Source organism: Streptomyces albicerus (genome assembly GCF_008905045.1).
In the GTDB taxonomy this organism is placed as follows: domain Bacteria; phylum Actinomycetota; class Actinomycetes; order Streptomycetales; family Streptomycetaceae; genus Streptomyces; species Streptomyces albicerus.
The window spans coordinates 131,883-148,857 of record NZ_VWMY01000015.1 but is presented as its reverse complement, the minus strand read 5'-3'; the positions used below and the strand labels follow the sequence as shown (position 1 = coordinate 148,857).

Here is a 16,975-nt window from a genome sequence, read left to right as displayed (position 1 = left end):
CCCGGCTGCCGCTGCCCTGATCCTCCTTCGACGGTCAGAAACAGGCTCTCTCAGCTCCAGGTCGGTGACAGAGAACCCGGATCGGCCGCGTAGGGCACGGGCCTGCCCGTGAACGCGTCGAGGAGCATGCGGTCGCCGACCGGGCGGTCCAGTTTCACCGTCACCTTCTTCATGTGCAGGTCGTCCGTGCAGGGACCGTCGGAGCGGTTCCGGATCGACGCGGACAGCACCACGTTGTCCTCGGTCTCCAGCACGTCGACGGACGGGCCGTCGTCGCAGGACCCGTGATGGGCGACCAGGCCGACGGTCCGGTCGTCCTGCGACATCGTGGTCAGCCCGGCGAGCGGCCACAGCGCGTCCGAAGCCTCCTGGAGCGACTTCGCCTTGATCGGGGGCCGGGGCAGTTTCGAGGGGCTGACCGCGACGCGCTTGAGCGGCGTGTCGTATCCGTCGAGAGTGAAGTGCCAGGCGGGGACCGTCGCCTGACCCCGGCTGGTGAAGACGGTCATCTCACCGAGCCGCGCACCGGTCACGGTGAGCCGGGGACCGGAGTTACTGCCCCGGGCGAGCTTCTCGTACGCCGTCTGCACGGCGGTGACCGGGACGGTGAGCGAGCCGCCGCTCCGCCAGCGGACCTCCCCCTTCTGCGGAGGGGACTTGGGGAGCGAGCCGCGCAGGGCGAAGTTCTGGGTCACGTACGCGCGCTCGTCGGCCTTGTGGCGGAAGCCCCCTTCGGGCAGCTGGACCGACTCGTCCAGCGGGAAGTAGCCCTGCCGCCACAGCCGCGCCGCCTCCGATCCCGCCCAGGCGTCGGAGACCTGCCGGGCGCGGTTCGTGGCAGTGGGAGTCCGGTCACCGACCTCGTCGCCGCCGGGCGCCGTCTCCTGGCCGCATCCGGTGGCTCCGGTGGCTCCGGCGGCGAACAGGCCGAGTACGACGAGCAGTTGACGCAGTTTTACTGATCGCATGATGCCCCCCGAGGCAGACGACGGAATCCGGCGCTGCTCCTGTGACGCCCCGGCCGGGCGAATCGTTCACGCCCCTCCGGCTCGGCCCGTGAACTTCGCACTTGTCAGCTCCGCGTCCACCTGCCACCCCAGCGACTCGTACAGCGTCCGCCCCTCGGGTGTCGCCCCCAGGACGCCGGTCTCCGCTCCCCGGTCGACCGCCGCCCGCGCGAGGGTGCGCATGACGAAGCGGCCGAGGCCTCTGCGCCGGTGGGCGGGGGCCGTCTCGATCTGGTCGGCGACCGCGGTCGCGCCGGTCGGGGCGATCTGCCCGCGTGCGGCCCACGAACCGTCCGCCGCCGTGACGAGGACGCGGATGACGCCACCGCGGGACCAGGTGCGTACCCGGTAGCCGTCGGGTACGGGCGCGGCGGGTTCACCGGTGAGCCGGGTCGACATCAGGAAGCCCGGCTCGGGGTCGACCCACCAGCCGTCGCCGAGCCACGGCCCGACGCGGGAGGGCTCCGCGAAGACCTTGAGCCATACCCCGGCTCCGGTCACCGCGTCCGCCACCTTCCGGACCGTGGCCTCCTCGACCTCGTCTCCCGTCGCGCCCAGCACATGCCGGGTGACGTGTTCCGCCTGCCCCACGTCCACCGTGCAACCCCAGGGCTCGACCACGGGCGGCGCCGCCCCGCGCGAGACGACCCACCCGTCCACCCAGGCCCGCACGATCTTGTTCACCATGACCCCCGTAATGACCACTGTCCGCATTCAGGTATTACCCGCGACGGCGACGATACGGGCCGGGTGGCCACCCCGACAGACGCGATCGCTCACAGCGAACAGCCCCGGGGGAACAATCAGAGGCTCATGTGCATTGAGTCGGCATAGCTCAACTTGACTGCCGAAGGGGAGATCATGGCTTTGACGTCCGCACCGCTCACCCTGCCCGTGCTGCCGCTCGACGACGAGGTCGTGCTGCCCGGAATGGTGGTGCCCCTGGACCTCAACGACACCGATGTACGCGCCGCGGTGGAGGCCGCGCAGGCCGCCGCACGCTCCAGTGGAGGAAGCAAGCCACGGGTGCTGCTTGTTCCGCGGATCGACGGGACGTACGCGAACACGGGGGTGCTCGGCACGGTCGAGCAGGTGGGACGCCTCGCCGACGGCGACCCCGGCGCCCTGATCCGCGGTCGCGGGCGGGTGCGCGTCGGCGCCGGCACGACCGGCCCCGGAGCCGCTCTGTGGGTGGAGGGCGTCTCGGTCGAGGAGACCGTGCCCGACCCGCTGCCTGGCGCCGTGACCGAGCTGGTCAAGGAGTACAAGGCGCTGGCCACCAACTGGCTGAAGAAGCGCGGCGCCTGGCAGGTCGTGGACCGTGTGCAGGCCATTGACGACGTGTCCGCGCTCGCCGACAACTCCGGGTACTCACCGTTCCTGACGATCACTCAGAAGGTCGAGCTGCTCGAGACGGCCGACCCCGTCGCCCGGCTGAAGCTCGCCACCGAGCAGCTGCGCGAACACCTCGCCGAGCAGGATGTCGCCGAGTCCATCGCCAAGGACGTACAGGAAGGCGTGGACAAGCAGCAGCGCGAGTTCCTGCTGCGGCGGCAGCTGGAGGCCGTGCGCAAGGAGCTGCGCGAGCTGAACGGCGAAGCCGAGGGCGAGGAGTCCGACGACTACCGGGCGCGCGTCGAGGCCGCCGACCTTCCCGAGAAGGTCCGCGAGGCCGCGCTCAAGGAGGTCGAGAAGCTGGAGCGGTCGAGCGACCAGTCGCCCGAGGGCTCCTGGATCCGCACCTGGCTCGACACGGTGCTCGAACTGCCGTGGAACGACCGCACCGAGGACGAGTACGACATCCAGGGCGCCAAGGCGATCCTGGACGCCGAGCACGCCGGCCTGGAGGACGTGAAGGAGCGGATCACCGAGTACCTGGCGGTGCGCAAGCGGCGCAACGACCGAGGTCTTGGTGTGGTCGGCGGCCGCCGCGGCGGTGCCGTCCTGGCGCTCGTCGGCCCGCCCGGCGTCGGCAAGACCTCGCTCGGCGAGTCGGTCGCGCACGCCATGGGGCGGAAGTTCGTCCGGGTCGCCCTGGGCGGCGTACGGGACGAGGCGGAGATCCGCGGTCACCGGCGTACGTACGTCGGCGCGCTGCCCGGCCGTATCGTCCGCGCCATCAAGGAGGCCGGGTCCATGAACCCGGTGGTCCTGCTGGACGAGATCGACAAGGTCGGCTCCGACTTCCGGGGCGACCCGGCGGCGGCCCTCCTCGAGGTCCTCGACCCGGCCCAGAACCACACCTTCCGGGACCACTACCTGGAGGTCGAACTGGACCTGAGCGACGTGGTGTTCCTGGCCACGGCCAACGTGCTGGAGGCCATTCCGGAGGCGCTGCTCGACCGTATGGAGCTGGTCCGGCTCGACGGTTACACCGAGGACGAGAAGGTCGTCATCGCGCGTGACCACCTGCTGGCGCGTCAGCTGGAGCGGGCCGGTCTGGAGAAGGCCGAAGTCACCCTGGACGAGAGCGCGTTGCGCAAGCTGGCCGGCGAGTACACACGCGAGGCGGGCGTACGCAACCTGGAGCGGGCCGTCGCGCGGCTGCTCCGCAAGGTCGCGGCGCAGCACGAACTCGGCGAGCGTGAGCTGCCGTTCACGGTCGGCGCGGACGATCTGCGCGGGCTGATCGGGCGGCCGCACCACGTGCCCGAGTCCGCCCAGGACCCGGCCGAGCGCCGCACGGCGGTGCCCGGTGTGGCGACGGGCCTCGCGGTCACCGGCGCGGGCGGCGACGTGCTGTTCGTCGAGGCGTCGCTGGCCGACCCGGAGACGGGTGCGGCGGGCCTGACGCTGACCGGTCAGCTCGGTGACGTGATGAAGGAGTCGGCGCAGATCGCGCTCTCCTTCCTGCGCAGCCACGGTGCCGAACTGGAGCTTCCGGTGGCGGACCTCAAGGACCGGGGTGTGCACATCCACTTCCCGGCCGGCGCGGTCCCGAAGGACGGCCCGAGCGCCGGCGTCACCATGACGACGGCCCTGGCGTCGCTCCTGTCCGGCCGCCTGGTCCGCACGGACGTGGCGATGACGGGTGAGGTCTCGCTGACCGGCCGGGTGCTCCCGATCGGCGGGGTGAAGCAGAAGCTGCTCGCCGCGCACCGGGCGGGCGTCACCACCGTCGTGATCCCGAAGCGCAACGAGCCCGACCTGGACGACGTCCCGGCCGAGGTCCTGGAGAAGCTCGACGTCCACGCAGTCACGGACGTCCGCCAGGTCCTGGAGCTCGCCCTGTCCCCGGCGACGAACGGGGCGGCCACGGAGGTTCCGGTGGCCGCGTGACCCCGCAGATTCCGGCAGCGACGTGACGGACGCTGCCGGTGCAGGAAGACCCGGATCCCTCTTCGCGAGGGGCCCGGGTCTTCCGCACTCGCGGTGGTACCCAGTGGGATGATGTCGTGGGCATGCCATCGATTGCCGCTCGAAGAAGCTACGTACGCAGACGACGGGCTGGGAAGAGGGCCCGGAAGCTGGCGTTGGTCTATTCCTGCGAAATACTGGCCCAGCTGCGGCAATGGCGGTCTTTGGCGAAAACTTTCAGGATCGGGAAACCGGGTCATGGGTGCTGACGTGCACGAGGGCGGAAACAGCGAGGGGCATCGGATGAAATCCGGCGCCCCGGCGAGTGGTGTGGACCAGCGCGGCGCGGACGAGGAATTCCTGGCCCTGGAGCGCGAGTTGACCGTCCTCCTGCGACGCGCCCGCGCCTCCTCCGGCGAGATGGTCCGCGAGGTCCACCCCGACCTGGAGTCCTCCGCGTACGGCCTCCTCGTACGCCTGGAGGAACGCGGTCGGCAGCGTGCGACCGAACTCGCCGCGTACATCGGGATCGGCAAGGCCACGATGTCGCGCCAGCTGCGGGCGCTCGAGGAACTGGGGCTTGTCGCCCGCGAGCCGGATCCCGCGGACGGGCGGGCCTGGCTCGTTCATCTCACCGAGGAGGGGCGGGTGCGGTTCCGCAGGGTGCGGGAGGCTCGGCGGGCGCGGTATGTGCGGGAGCTTGCCAGCTGGGACCGGGAGGAAGTGGCTGAGCTTGCTCGGTTGCTGCATCGGTTGAATCGGGGGGTGGAGGGCTGAACGGGGTCTCGGGATCGGGACTGCTTGTGTGTTGGCTGCCGGCCGGTCGTGGCTGGTCGCGCAGTTCCCCGCGCCCCTAACGGGGCGCCCTGGTCGCCGCGATCTCGCATGGACCAGCCCCGATCGGCTTACAACGCCACGTAAGCCGCCGTCGATCGGCTCACAGCTCCACATACACCACCGTCGCGTCGTCGTGCCGTTTCGACCGGCCCAAGAACTTCCGCTCCGCATCCGCCAGTTCCAGTGCCCGTACGCGGTCGATCAGCGCCTGGCCGCCCTCCTTGCGGACGAGGGTGAACAGGTCGGTCCAGTCGCCCTCGTGGAACTTCTCCACCCAGCGGGTCGCGCCGTCCGTGAGGGCGGTCAGGGTGCGGACCTCGGGGCGGGGGAGGGCGCCCGTGACCGCGCGGGCCGCGACCGCGGGGTCCGCCGCCGCCGTGAAGAAGCCGCCCTCCTTGTTGCGGAGGGTCGCGTCGGTGGCGGTGTGGGAGGTCAGAGTGGCCCGGGGGACGCGGGAGAGGCGGTCGTCGAGGTAGGGGGTGACCATGCCGGAGGGGGATTCCACGAGGAGGGCCGAGTCCGAGAGGACCAGGTACTCGACGGACTCCGGGGACCAGCGGGCCAGGACCACGGTTGCCTGTGGGGTGCGTGGGTGAGAAAGGTCACAGGTGGCTCGATGGGCGTCGGCGGTACGCGTGATGGCCTGCGCCAGCACCTCGGTGAGTGTCAAATCTCGCCGTGAAACGGACAGTTCGTGCAGGGCTCCGCCCAGGCGGGCGATGAACCAAGGGACGGAATGCAGACAGCCGGCATCGGTCGCCGGCGGCGTCACGCCGTCCAGGACGACGAGCGAACCGCCCTGTCCGGAGGCCGGAAGTCCGAGCGATGCGTAGTCCTCGTCGGGGCGGGCAGGGTCACCGGGTACCGAGATCAGTTCCGAGCGCATTCGGCCAGTCTGCACGAGGCCTTCACAAGCTTCGTCAAAGGCTGGCAACCGTCGCCGAATTGACCCGGACGAGCAGGTCAGGCGCCTGCTTTGAGGTGGAATCACCGACTCCGGTGAAGCGCGGCGGCGCATCTTGCCACCGGTCGCCGTGGACGTCCAACCGGCCCGCCGCGCAAGAGTGCTGCACACGCCAAGGGAACTTGCCGGGCCGCTCCTCGGGGATGTTCACTCCTTCGTGTGGCGGGCCAGGTGATGCGCGACCACTGCCCACCGGCACTGGGAGGGTCGGGAGCCGTACCGGGACGACACGCGAGTTGACGGATCGTCACCCGGGCCCATGGGGACACGAGTCAAGAATGCGAGCACCGGTGCAGATGATGCGGCCTCGGCGCAAGGGCAGGCAGTCGGTCTCGGGTGAAGCCTCCGGGCGCACACCGAACTCTTCGGCCGCGCAGGACCCCCCGGACCCCGCGGGCCGCGGCCGCCCCGCCCATGTACGCACCCGGCTGATCATCGCCGTCGCCGTGGTGGCCGCCGCGATCGCCGGAGCCGGTGCCCCGTCCGTGATCGCCGCCTCCAGCGAGTTGAACGACTCCCAGAACCTGGTGACGCTCGCCGGGCGCACCCAGGACGCGCTGGCCCTCGCCCACTCGCTGGCCGACGAGCGCGACGAGGTCACCTCCTACATCGCGGCCGGACGCCCCGACGGCGGAGGCCCCTCCGAGCGGCGCAGCGCCCGCGTCGACCGGCAGGTCGACGAGCTGCGCGCCGAAGCGGTCGAGGCCGACGCTCCCGCGGCGTTCCGGAAGACCCTCGACAACATCGCCACCGTACGCAGAGCGGCGCTCACCGGAGAGAGCACCGCTCTCGAAGCGCATCAGGCGTACTCCGCCGCCCTCACCGAACTCCACGGCCTCGCCGAGGAACTGGCCGAGGAGCTCCCGCCCCGCGCGGGCGCCGGCGCGCACGCCCTCGCCGACCTCGACACCGCCGTCCAGCAGGCCGCCGCGACCCGCGGCCTGCTCCTCGCGGCCCTGAACGTACCCACCACCACCCGGACCACCACCGACCCGATCACCGGCCTGCCCACCACGACCACCACGTCGTCGGAGGCCGAGACGAAACAGCGCAACGCGCTCACCGCCGCCGCCCTGCAGGCCAACGTCCGCGAGCAGGCGGCTCTCTCCGGCTTCGGCGACACCGCGCCGAAGGCCGACCGCGCCTCGTACGACTCCACGGTGAACGGCCCCGACGTCACCTCCGCCGAGAAGTACCTCGCGAACCTCGCCGACCGGCCCACCCTCTCCGACTCCGAACTCGCCACCGACACCAAGAAGCTGGACGCCGCGCTCTCCGCCCGCGTCGAGCTGATGCGCGGCGTCGAGGCCTCGCTCAACACCCAACGGGCCAAGGAACTCGCCCAGTTGCGAGACGACGACGTCACCGCGCTGGAGATCCGGATCGCGATCCTCGGCGCCCTGATGCTGCTCGCCGTCGGCGTCTCCACGGCCATGGCCCGCACGCTGACCCGCCCGCTGGCCGTCCTGCGCCTCGGCTCGGCCCGTCTCGCCGCCGAACCGGCCACCGAGGAACTGGTCAGGTTCACCGGCCGCAACGACGAGTTCGCCCAGGTCGTACGCTCCGTCAACGCGCTCCACGCGCACGCCCTCGCGCTTCACGAGCGGTTGACGACCCTCGAGAGCGACCGCAAGCACCTCATCGGCCAGCGCCAGAAGATGGCCGACGAGCGGGACCGACTCCGTACCGAACTCGCCGAGGCCGCCGCCCACTTGGAGCAGGTCCGGCAGTCCATCCACGGCACCTTCGTCAATCTCGCGCTGCGCACCCTCGGCCTCGTCGAGCGGCAGCTCGGCGTCATCGAGGGCCTCGAGGAGCGCGAGCAGGATCCCGACCGCCTCGCGACGCTCTTCCGGCTCGACCACTTCGCCACCGTCATGCGCCGCCACAGCGAGAACCTGCTGGTCCTCGCCGGCACGGAGCACGGCCACCAGCACCCCGGCCCGGTCCCGCTCGTCGATGTCGTCCGCGCCGCCGTCAGCGAGATCGAGCGGTACGAGCGGGTACGGATCGCCGCGCTGCCGCCGCACGCGCACCTCGCCGGGTTCGCGGCGGACGACATCAGCCACCTGCTGGCCGAACTCCTCGAGAACGCCTCGTCGTTCTCGCCGCCCGACATGCCCGTCGAGGTCTCCGGCTGGCTCCTGGAGAGCGGCGAGGTGATGCTCTCCGTCCAGGACGAGGGCATCGGCATGACCGGCGACCGGCTCACCCAGCTCAACGCCCGCCTCTCGGACTTCGACCCCGAGGACACCTACGACCAGGAGAGCGGCGAGGGCCTCGGGCTCGGCCTGTACGTGGTGGCCCGGCTCGCCCACCGGCACGGCGTACGGGTGCAGTTGCGCGAGCAGAAGCAGGGCGGCATCGCGGCGGTCGTCGTCCTCCCCAAGTCCCTGCTCGCCGCCGCTCCCGCCGTCGCCGTACCCTCGGCGACCACCGCCCGCACGACCGGTGGCGCGTCCTCGCTGTCCCTCCCGGGAGCGGACGCCGAGGTCAACTCCAATGTCCTGTACGGCCGTTCGGACCGCGACCCGCTGATCGCGGCGGCGGAGGACTCGCTGAGGGACGCCGACGATGCCGCCGACAACGTCGCCGGGGACTCCGTACGCGACGATGCCGCCGAGGACTCCGTACGCGTCGATGCCGCGCCCGAGCAGGCGGAGCCTGCCGGACCCGCCGATCCTGTCGATCCCACGGAGCCCGCCGAGTCCGCCGAGCCCATCGGCTCCGCCGAGATCTCCGGGCCCTCCGAGCCCTCCGGGCCCGAGACGACCATGGTGCTCATGGCGCCGGTGCCCCCGGTGGAGGAGCCCTCGGAACCCGGCGAGGCCGCGGCCCGCGAACCCGGAGCTGACGCCCCGGCGATCGAGCTCCCGGCCCAGGCCACCAGTGAGCGGTACCCCACCTACCCCACCGACCCGTACGCCATCGGTCCCGACACCCACGAGCGCGTCCCCGACGCGCCGCACCCGCCGCCGACATCGCAGGAGCCGGCGGAACCGGTCACCGACAAGGGTCTGCCCAAGCGGACCCCCAAGATCTCCGCGCCCGCGCCGGCCGCGAGGCCGCGCACGGCATCCGTCGACGCCGAGGCGCTGCGTCGCAGGCTCGGCGGATTCCACCAGGGCGCCAACGACGGCCGCCGCGACGTCGAAGCGGAGATCGCCGAACAGACGTCGGAGCTGAAGCCGACCGCCGCACATGCCGTAGAAACCAAGGGGGACACAGTCGAGGAGGCAAGCAGTTGACCGCGTCCAGTACCTTCGGACTGAGCAGTGAGGCCCGTAACCTGCACTGGCTGCTGACGAACCTCGTCGAGGAGGTGCCGGGACTCCTGTCGGTCGCGGTGGTCTCCTCCGACGGCCTGTTGCTGCTCTCCTCCGACCCCGGGAGGAACGCTCAGGCACGGGAGAGCAGGGACAACAAACCCACCTCGCCCCGGGGCTCCGCGGCGGACCTGGCCACCATCGTCTCCGGCATCGGCAGCCTCGCCATCGGCGCCGCCAAGCTGATGGACGGCGGCGGCGTCAAGCAGACGATGATCGCGATGGAGGAGGGCGGCGTCTTCGTCATGTCGATCAGCGACGGCTCGCTGCTCGGCGTGCACGGCGCCCCGGACTGCGACATGAGCGTCGTCGCGTACCACATGGCGCTCTTCGTCGGCCGTGCGGGACATGTCCTGACCCCCGAACTCCGCAGCGAGCTGCGCCAGTCGATCGAGGCCACGTCGATGGAGGCCGCCAAGTGAGCGACGTGAGCGGCACGCCCAAGCTCCCGGTCCGCGGCGGCGACCGCAAACCCGCTCGCGTACGCCCGTACTCGCTCACCGGCGGCCGTACGCGCTTCGGGCACGTCCTGCTCGTCGAGACGTTCGTGGCGGCGCTCGAAGCCCCGGAGGAGCGGCGGGAGTTGGAGAATGGTTCACTCTCCAGTCGGGTGATGCCGGAGATGCGGGCCATCGTCGAGCTGTGCCGCCGGATGCGTACGGTGGCCGAGGTCGCCGCCCTGCTGAGGATGCCGCTCGGTGTGGTCCGGGTGCTCCTCAGCGACCTGGCGGACCAGGGAAAGATCCGTGTGTACGGAACAGGTCACGGCCCGGGACAGCCGGACCGCGCTCTGCTGGAAAGGGTGCTGAGTGGACTCCGTCGTCTCTGACGCCTCCCGCGTCGCCGATGGCTTTCGTTACCCCGAACTCGTCGAAACCGACGAGGAGTTGAAGGCCTGGCAGAAGGACCGGACGCGCGCGCCGATCGCCACGAAGATAGTGGTGGCGGGCGGCTTCGGCGTCGGCAAGACCACCCTCGTCGGCGCCGCCTCCGAGATCACGCCCCTCCAGACGGAGGCGCTGATGACCGAGGCGAGCGAGGACACCGACGACCTCAGCTCGACGCCCGGGAAGCTGACCACCACCGTGGCCATGGACTTCGGCCGCATCACGCTCGACGACGACCTGGTGCTGTACCTGTTCGGCACGCCGGGGCAGCAGCGGTTCTGGTTCATGTGGGACGACCTGGTGCGCGGGGCGATCGGTGCGGTGGTCCTCGCCGACACCCGGCGCCTGAAGGACTGCTTCCCGGCGCTCGACTACTTCGAGAGCTGCGGGCTGCCGTACGTCGTCGCCGTCAACCACTTCGACGGCACCGAGGAGTTCGAGCCGGCGGATGTGCGCGAGGCCCTGACGGTGCCCGTACACATACCTGTCATGATCATGGACGCGCGCCGCAGGTTCTCGGTGATCGAGACGCTGCTGGCCCTCGTCGGCCACGCGCTCGAAGTCAGCCCCGAGTAGTGAAGTCAGCCCCGAGTAGTACCGAGTAGGAGACAGCACCGGTATGCGGAAGATACTCGTCGTCGGAGCCGGCCAGTCCGGACTCCAGCTCGCCCTCGGACTCCAGTCGCACGGGTACGAGGTCACTCTGATGTCCAACCGGACCGCGGACGAGATCCGTACCGGCCGCATCATGTCCACCCAGTGCATGTTCCACACGGCACTGCAGCACGAGCGCGATCTCCAGCTGAACTTCTGGGAGTCCCAGGCCCCGAAGATCGAAGGACTCGGCGTCTCGGTGGCCGCGCCCGGCTCCCACGACCCGGGGCCCACGCAGCGCGTGATCGACTGGGTGGGCACGCTCGACGGGTACGCGCAGTCGGTGGACCAGCGCGTGAAGATGGCCGGCTGGATGGAGACGTTCGCCCAGCGTGGCGGCCAGCTCGTCATCCACGGCGCCGCCGTCTCCGACCTCGACTTCTTCGCCCGTACGTACGACCTGGTCCTCGTCTCGGCGGGCAAGGGCGAGCTGGTGTCGATGTTCGGCCGCGACGCCTCCCGCTCCCCGTACACGGAGCCGCAGCGCGCGCTGGCCGTCGCGTACGTCCACGGTCTGGGCCCGCGCCCCGAGCACCCCGACTACGACGCGGTCCGCTGCAACCTCGTCCCCGGCGTCGGCGAGCTCTTCGTGATGCCGGCCTTCACCACCTCCGGCCGCGCGGACATCCTCTTCTGGGAGGGCATACCCGGCGGCCCGCTCGACGTCTTCCAAGGCGTCAAGGACCCGGCGGAACACCTCTCCCTGATCCTGGAACTCATGGAGCGGTTCACTCCGTGGGAGTACGCGCGGGCCACCAAGGTCGAACTCACGGATGCCGGTGGCACGCTGGCCGGGCGCTACACGCCCACGGTGCGGAATCCGGTCGGCCGGCTGCCGGGTGGTGGGCTGGTCCTCGGTGTCGCCGATGTGGTCGTCGCGAACGACCCGATCACCGGGCAGGGGTCCAACTCCGCGTCGAAGTGTGCGGCTTCGTATCTCGGGTCGATTCTTGAGCGTGGGGACAAGGAGTTCGACGAAGCCTGGATGCGGGGGACGTTCGAGCGGTACTGGGACACGGCTCAGTACGTGACCAAGTGGACCAACGCGATGTTGGGCGTTCCGCCCGAGCATGTGCTGAACCTTATTGGCGCCGCGGGTCAGCTTCCGCCTGTGGCGGACCGTTTCGCCAATGGGTTCAACGATCCGGCCGACTTCGAGAACTTCTTCTATGAGCCGGAGAAGACCGAGGCTTACCTGGCATCTGTGGCAGGGGGCTGAGCACTCCCGTCCGTGCGGGCCGTACGTGGCTGGTCGCGCAGTTCCCCGCGCCCCTTAAGGGGCGCTTGCTGGGCGTAGCCTTCATCCGAACCGTCCATCGCCCCTCGGGGGAGCCGCGGTGGCGCGTACCGCCGCAGGGGTTCCCCGGTCGGGTCCGGGCGGACCGCGCCCAGGATCGGGTTGGCCGCGATCGGGGAGACCTTGATCCTTGCTCCCGGTCGTGGTGCCTGTACGACCATTCCGTCGCCCAGGTACATGGCCACGTGGGTGGCCTCGGGGAAGTAGATCACCAGGTCGCCGGGGCGCAGCTCGCTCAGCGGGATGCGGGGCAACTGGGCCCACTGCTCCTGGCTGGTGCGGGGGATGGGGCGGCCCGCGTGGTCCCAGGCCTGTGAGGTGAGGCCCGAGCAGTCGTACGCGGCGGGGCCCTCGGCGCCCCACTCGTACGGCTTGCCGATCTGGTCCACGGCGTAGCGCAGCGCCTCGTCCCCCTCCCGGGAGGGCGTCCGAGCGGGAGTACTGCTGAGTGCCCCCGACGTCATGAAGTCCTTCTGCGCCTCGGCCACCCCCGACTTCTCCAGCTCGGCCAGCTGGTCGAGCTGTTCGGCGGTCAGTGAGGCGAGCAGCTCCTCGACGTCCTTCAGACGCTTCCGTACGGCGTCCCGGGCCTTCTTCTGCCGTTCGGCGAGGGTGAGTTGGGCGTCGAGGGCTGTGCGGGCCCGGCGTGCCAGCTCGTCGGTCCTTCTCTCGTTCACGGCCAGGCGCTCCACCGTTCCGGACCGTTCCAGCGCGACCTGGCGGATCACCTGGCCCTGGTCGAGCGCGTGCTGCGGATCACGGGCGAGCAGCAGGCGTACGTATGAGGAGATCTCGGTCGTGCTCTGATACTGCTGCCGGGCGAGCCGGCCCGCGGCGCCGCGGCTGTCCTGGAGCGAGAGCCGGGCCGCGGCGAGCCGCCGGTTGAGCTTCGTCACCCTGGTCCGCTGCCGCTTCAGCTTCTCCTCGGTCGCGTTGTACGTCTCGGTGGCCTGCTCGGCCTCCCGGTACAGCCGCTGAAGGTCCGTCAGCAACGCGGCGACGGACCGCTCACCTTCCGGAGCGGGCTCGGCTACGGAGCTCTCACCTTCCGGAGCGGGCTCCGCTGCGGAGCTCTCACCGGGCTCGGGCACCGCCACGGCCGGTACGGGTGCGAGGACCGCGCCGGCCGCGAGCGCCGCCGTACAGACCAGCCGCAGAAGCCTTCCTGACACGTCATCACCTCCGGTGCGGGGCGGCCCTTCCGCTCCTCCGCACCGTGAGCATCAGACGCGCGCGCGGACTCCGCGCGCCGACCGTGGGCGGTTCGGCCCAGCGAAGTCACTCGTCGGTGTCGTCCGACTTGCCGTCCGGCGTGGCGTCTGGCTTGATGCCGGGCGCGGTGTCCGGCATGGCGTCGGGCTTGGCGTCGGGCTTGGCCTCTGGCTTGGACCATGGCCACTTGAGCTTGCCGCTCTTGCCCGAGGGGTCGTACTCGTACTTCCACCCCTGATGCAGGCTGAGCCTTCTGCTCGTGCCCGCCTGCACTCGCCGGTAGACGAGGACCGTCGGCGGGCCGCCGGCCTTGTCCGGGACCGGGACGCGGTAGACCTTCGGCGGGTGTCCGGTCGCGCCGAGCAGGACCGGCAGCACGCGGCCGTCCAGGGGGCCGCCCTCGAAGGGGGTGTCTTCGCTCTTCACGGAGCCAGTGTCACAGCAGGTGCGCCGCGTCGCTCACCACGGGCAGCACCCGGCGGGCCAGCGTGCCCATCGGGCCGTCCGCGGCCTCCATCGCCAGTGCGGCCCGTACGACCGTGGCGGTCTGCGCATCGCGTCCCGCGGTGGCCACCAGGCAGGCCACGAACTGCTCGACGAGCCAGTCCCGCAACTCGTCCAGCGGGGGTTCCTTCTCCTCGTCCAGCCAGATCAACGAGGCCGCCTCGACGGCCGTGATCCACATCCTGACGGTCATCCGCAGGCGGGGGCCCGGCTTCTCGACGTCCAGGTGGCTCAGGATGTGCTCGGCGGCGGCCCGTCGTACGCCGTCCACGATGGCCGTCGTGCGGGACGTCTCGACGACGCTTCCGCCCTGCAGCAACGCGCTGAAGCCGGCGTCGTGCTGGTCCACGAAGGCGAGGTAACGGTCCAGGGCGTTGGAGAGCCGCCCGGTGAGCGGGCCGTCCGGGGGTTCGGCGAAGCAGTGCTCCAGCTCTTCCGCGGCCGAGCGCAGGGCGGCCTCGTACAACTGCTGCTTGCCGCCCGGGAAGTACCGGTACACCAGGGGGCGTGAGACTCCGGCGGCCTCCGCCACGTCGTCCAGTGAGACCTCTTCGGGTGCCCGGTGCGCGAACAGCGACAGCGCCGCGTCCAGCAGCTGGCTCCGCCGCTCCTCGACACTGAGCCGTCGGTACGCGCGTGAGGGAGCCTCCGAGGTCATGCTCGCAGCGTAGCCCCCCGGGGGTGCGGGGGGTGTGTGCCGGGTGCGGGCGGGTGGGGGCTGGTCGCGCAGTTCCCCGCGCCCCTGAAAGAGGGGGCTGCGCCCCCGTCTTTCAGGCCAGTAGCCCCGAGGACCTCCACAGCCGCCGGCCGGCACCTCGCAGCACCCCTATGTCGTCCAGGAAATCAGTCAACCGCTTCGCACCCGTCTGCATGACCTCCCGTCGATGCCCGCTCGCCTTCACCTGCGCGAGAGCCTCACGCTTGTCGAGGCCGACGTTCGTGTAGACCTCCGGATTGACGAAGGCGATCGAGAAGACACGCGCGAACTCACCGGAGGACACCCGCGTGAACTCCTGCGACCACCGCGGCGCGGTGACCATCTGCCGGCGGAGTTCCTCACGCGCGTAGCGGACATGCCGGGCCTCCTCCACGACGTGGATCCGCGTCACCCCACGGATCAACGGCTGCACCCGCTCGTCCGGGAACGTCAACCGCTGCATCCAGTCGAGCACCTCCTCACCCAGCAGAGTGGCGGTGAACGAACCCGGCGTCGTCGACACCGTCTTGAAGAAGCGACCCAGGTTCTGGTGCAGCCGGCTCACCGGGTACCACGGCGTCCCGCCCCGCGCGATCAGCCGCGCGAACATCTTCGAGTGCCGGCACTCGTCCTCGATCTCGGTCAGCGCGTAGCGCACATGCGCGCTCGTCGCCGCCTTGTCGTAGATGTGCCGCACGAGCAGCTGCATCAGGATGATCTCGAACCAGATCCCCAGCGAGGCCAGCGCGGCGGCCTCGTGCTGCGACAACAGAACCCGCTGCTCCTCGCTCATCCGCTTCCACATCGGGGTGTCGTACAGCGACACCAACTCCGGCGGCCAGAACCACTTCCCCTCCTCGAAGGGCGCGTCCCAGTCCAGCTCCTCGTCGGGGTCGAACGAGTGCTTCGCGGAGGAGTCGAGCAGCCGCTCGGCCACCTGCTCCCGGTCCTTGAGCAGACCGAGCGCATCGCGCAGCACCTCGGCCTCCGTCACGGTCGTCATGGCTGTGCCCACCTCGTCGTACGGGAAGTAGAGGGAAGTTGTAGCGGGAAGCAGTGGGAAGTAGCGGGGGAAAGAGTCCAGTTACCGGCGGTCACCTCTTATGAGACTGCCTGTCAGCAAGCTCGTCAATCCCTCTCGCGCAACTTGTTGACCCGCCGTCTACTACGTGTGAGCCTGCGAGACATGCCGACCTACGACCAGTACGTCAAGGACCCCGGAGCCCCCGTCTGGCAGGTGCCCGCGACCGGCGCGGCACGGTTCAGCTGGGAGTACGACGAAGGCCGCGATCGCCTGCTGGCCCTGTACCAGAAGGGCAAGGACAAGCAGTGGGACGGCCAGAAGCGGATCGACTGGGACCTGGAGGTGGACCCGCACGATCCGCTGGGCACCCCCGACGAGTCGATCTCGATCTACGGCACGCGGTACTGGGAGACGATGACCGACCGCGACAAGGGCGAACTCCGCAAGCACCTCACCTCATGGCAGTTCAGCCAGTTCCTGCACGGTGAGCAGGGGGCCATGGTCTGCGCGGCCCGCATCGTCGAATCCGTGCCCGACCTGGACGCCAAGTTCTACTCGGCGACCCAGACGATGGACGAGGCGCGGCACGCGGAGATCTACGCCCGCTTCCTCCACGAGAAGATCGGAATGCTCTACCCGATCAACGACAACCTCGAGTTGCTCCTCGGCGACACCCTCCGCGACTCCCGCTGGGACATGCCGTACGTCGGGATGCAGGTCCTCATCGAGGGCCTGGCCCTCGCCGCGTTCGGCATGATCAGGGACACCACGGACAAGCCGCTGCCCAAGCAGATCCTCGCGTACGTGATGCAGGACGAGGCCCGGCACGTGGCCTTCGGCCGCATGGCCCTGCGCGACTACTACAAGCAGCTCACCGACGCCGAGCTCCGCGAACGCGAGGAGTTCGTCATCGAGGGCTGCTATCTGATGCGCGACCGGCTGCGCGGCGTCGAGGTCCTGGAGAACTTCGGCATCCCCAAGGCGGAGGCGGAGGCGTACAGCGAGCAGTCCGAATTCCTCGCCCTGTTCCGCCAGTTGCTGTTCTCCCGCATCGTCCCCTGCGTCAAGGACATCGGCCTGTGGGGCAAACGGCTCCAGCAGGCCTACGTCGACATGGGCGTCTTCGACATGGGCAACTCCAACCTCGACCTCCTCATGGCCCAGGACGAGGAACTGGCGGAAAAGCTGGACGCGGAACGCTTCGCCGCGGAGGAACAGGCCCGGGTGACGGAGGTGGAGGAGGCGATCGAGGCAGGGGCGGAGTCGTAG

The 16,975-nt window shown here is 70.3% G+C and carries 15 protein-coding genes; 8 read left to right on the top strand and 7 right to left on the bottom strand.

The window, feature by feature from the left end; genetic code table 11:
* Positions 1 to 50 precede the first annotated feature (50 nt).
* Positions 51 to 968 (bottom strand): hypothetical protein, encoded by a 918-nt coding sequence (locus GAS53_RS15500; RefSeq protein ID WP_225858930.1) that lies wholly within the window; start codon positions 966 to 968, stop codon positions 51 to 53.
* 66 nt (positions 969 to 1,034) lie between these two features.
* Positions 1,035 to 1,694, bottom strand: coding sequence for a GNAT family N-acetyltransferase (locus tag GAS53_RS15495; RefSeq protein WP_404829230.1), 660 nt, complete (start codon positions 1,692 to 1,694; stop codon positions 1,035 to 1,037).
* Positions 1,695 to 1,868: 174 nt separating this feature from the next.
* Between GAS53_RS15495 and lon the strand changes: the two genes are divergently transcribed.
* Together lon and GAS53_RS15485 are read left to right on the top strand one after the other, a co-directional pair.
* The gene (lon, locus tag GAS53_RS15490; RefSeq protein ID WP_151478161.1) at positions 1,869 to 4,286 is read left to right on the top strand and encodes an endopeptidase La; all 2,418 of its coding nucleotides are present in this window, start codon (positions 1,869 to 1,871) and stop codon (positions 4,284 to 4,286) included.
* A 288-nt stretch (positions 4,287 to 4,574) separates the two neighbouring features.
* A complete protein-coding gene (locus GAS53_RS15485) occupies positions 4,575 to 5,081 on the top strand; it encodes a MarR family winged helix-turn-helix transcriptional regulator (RefSeq protein WP_225858937.1) in 507 nt (168 codons plus the stop codon).
* A 160-nt stretch (positions 5,082 to 5,241) separates the two neighbouring features.
* On the opposite strand, the gene GAS53_RS15480 is transcribed toward GAS53_RS15485, so the two are convergent.
* Positions 5,242 to 6,027 carry a protein phosphatase 2C domain-containing protein gene (locus GAS53_RS15480; RefSeq protein WP_151478160.1) on the bottom strand — a complete coding sequence of 262 codons (786 nt, stop codon included), beginning with the start codon at positions 6,025 to 6,027 and terminating at the stop codon, positions 5,242 to 5,244.
* 356 nt (positions 6,028 to 6,383) lie between these two features.
* On the opposite strand from GAS53_RS15480, the gene GAS53_RS15475 reads away from it, so the two are divergent.
* From GAS53_RS15475 to GAS53_RS15455, 5 genes are read left to right on the top strand one after another with little or no spacing between them, the layout of a single operon-like run.
* Positions 6,384 to 9,353 (top strand): sensor histidine kinase, encoded by a 2,970-nt coding sequence (locus GAS53_RS15475; RefSeq protein ID WP_151478159.1) that lies wholly within the window; start codon positions 6,384 to 6,386, stop codon positions 9,351 to 9,353.
* A complete protein-coding gene (locus GAS53_RS15470) occupies positions 9,350 to 9,853 on the top strand; it encodes a roadblock/LC7 domain-containing protein (RefSeq protein WP_151478158.1) in 504 nt (167 codons plus the stop codon). Before GAS53_RS15475 ends, GAS53_RS15470 begins: the two co-directional genes overlap by 4 nt.
* A gap of 5 nt (positions 9,854 to 9,858) precedes the next feature.
* Complete coding sequence (locus GAS53_RS15465) at positions 9,859 to 10,260, top strand: DUF742 domain-containing protein (protein WP_192583125.1); 402 nt, start codon at positions 9,859 to 9,861, stop codon at positions 10,258 to 10,260.
* A complete protein-coding gene (locus GAS53_RS15460) occupies positions 10,241 to 10,894 on the top strand; it encodes a GTP-binding protein (protein WP_151478156.1) in 654 nt (217 codons plus the stop codon). The genes GAS53_RS15465 and GAS53_RS15460 overlap by 20 nt, the downstream gene beginning before the upstream one ends.
* Positions 10,895 to 10,937: 43 nt before the next feature.
* Entirely contained in the window at positions 10,938 to 12,191 is a 1,254-nt protein-coding gene (locus GAS53_RS15455) for a styrene monooxygenase/indole monooxygenase family protein (protein WP_151478155.1), read from the top strand.
* Here the strand turns inward: GAS53_RS15455 and GAS53_RS15450 are convergent.
* The 4 genes from GAS53_RS15450 to GAS53_RS15435 all read right to left on the bottom strand — a co-directional run bounded on the left by GAS53_RS15450 (position 12,164) and on the right by GAS53_RS15435 (position 15,685).
* Positions 12,164 to 13,441: a C40 family peptidase gene (locus GAS53_RS15450; protein WP_151478154.1), complete on the bottom strand. Its 1,278-nt coding sequence runs from the start codon at positions 13,439 to 13,441 to the stop codon at positions 12,164 to 12,166. The two genes, GAS53_RS15455 and GAS53_RS15450, sit on opposite strands and share 28 nt — an antisense overlap.
* Before the next feature lie 106 nt (positions 13,442 to 13,547).
* Positions 13,548 to 13,907, bottom strand: a complete 360-nt coding sequence (locus GAS53_RS15445; RefSeq protein WP_151478153.1) for a hypothetical protein — start codon at positions 13,905 to 13,907, stop codon at positions 13,548 to 13,550.
* Positions 13,908 to 13,917: 10 nt separating this feature from the next.
* Complete coding sequence (locus tag GAS53_RS15440; RefSeq protein WP_151478152.1) at positions 13,918 to 14,643, bottom strand: TetR/AcrR family transcriptional regulator; 726 nt, start codon at positions 14,641 to 14,643, stop codon at positions 13,918 to 13,920.
* A 112-nt stretch (positions 14,644 to 14,755) separates the two neighbouring features.
* Positions 14,756 to 15,685: an AurF N-oxygenase family protein gene (locus GAS53_RS15435; protein ID WP_151478151.1), complete on the bottom strand. Its 930-nt coding sequence runs from the start codon at positions 15,683 to 15,685 to the stop codon at positions 14,756 to 14,758.
* Between the two features lie 183 nt (positions 15,686 to 15,868).
* Here GAS53_RS15435 and GAS53_RS15430 point away from each other — a divergent pair, with 183 nt between their 5' ends.
* Positions 15,869 to 16,975, top strand: coding sequence for a ferritin-like domain-containing protein (locus GAS53_RS15430; RefSeq protein WP_151478150.1), 1,107 nt, complete (start codon positions 15,869 to 15,871; stop codon positions 16,973 to 16,975).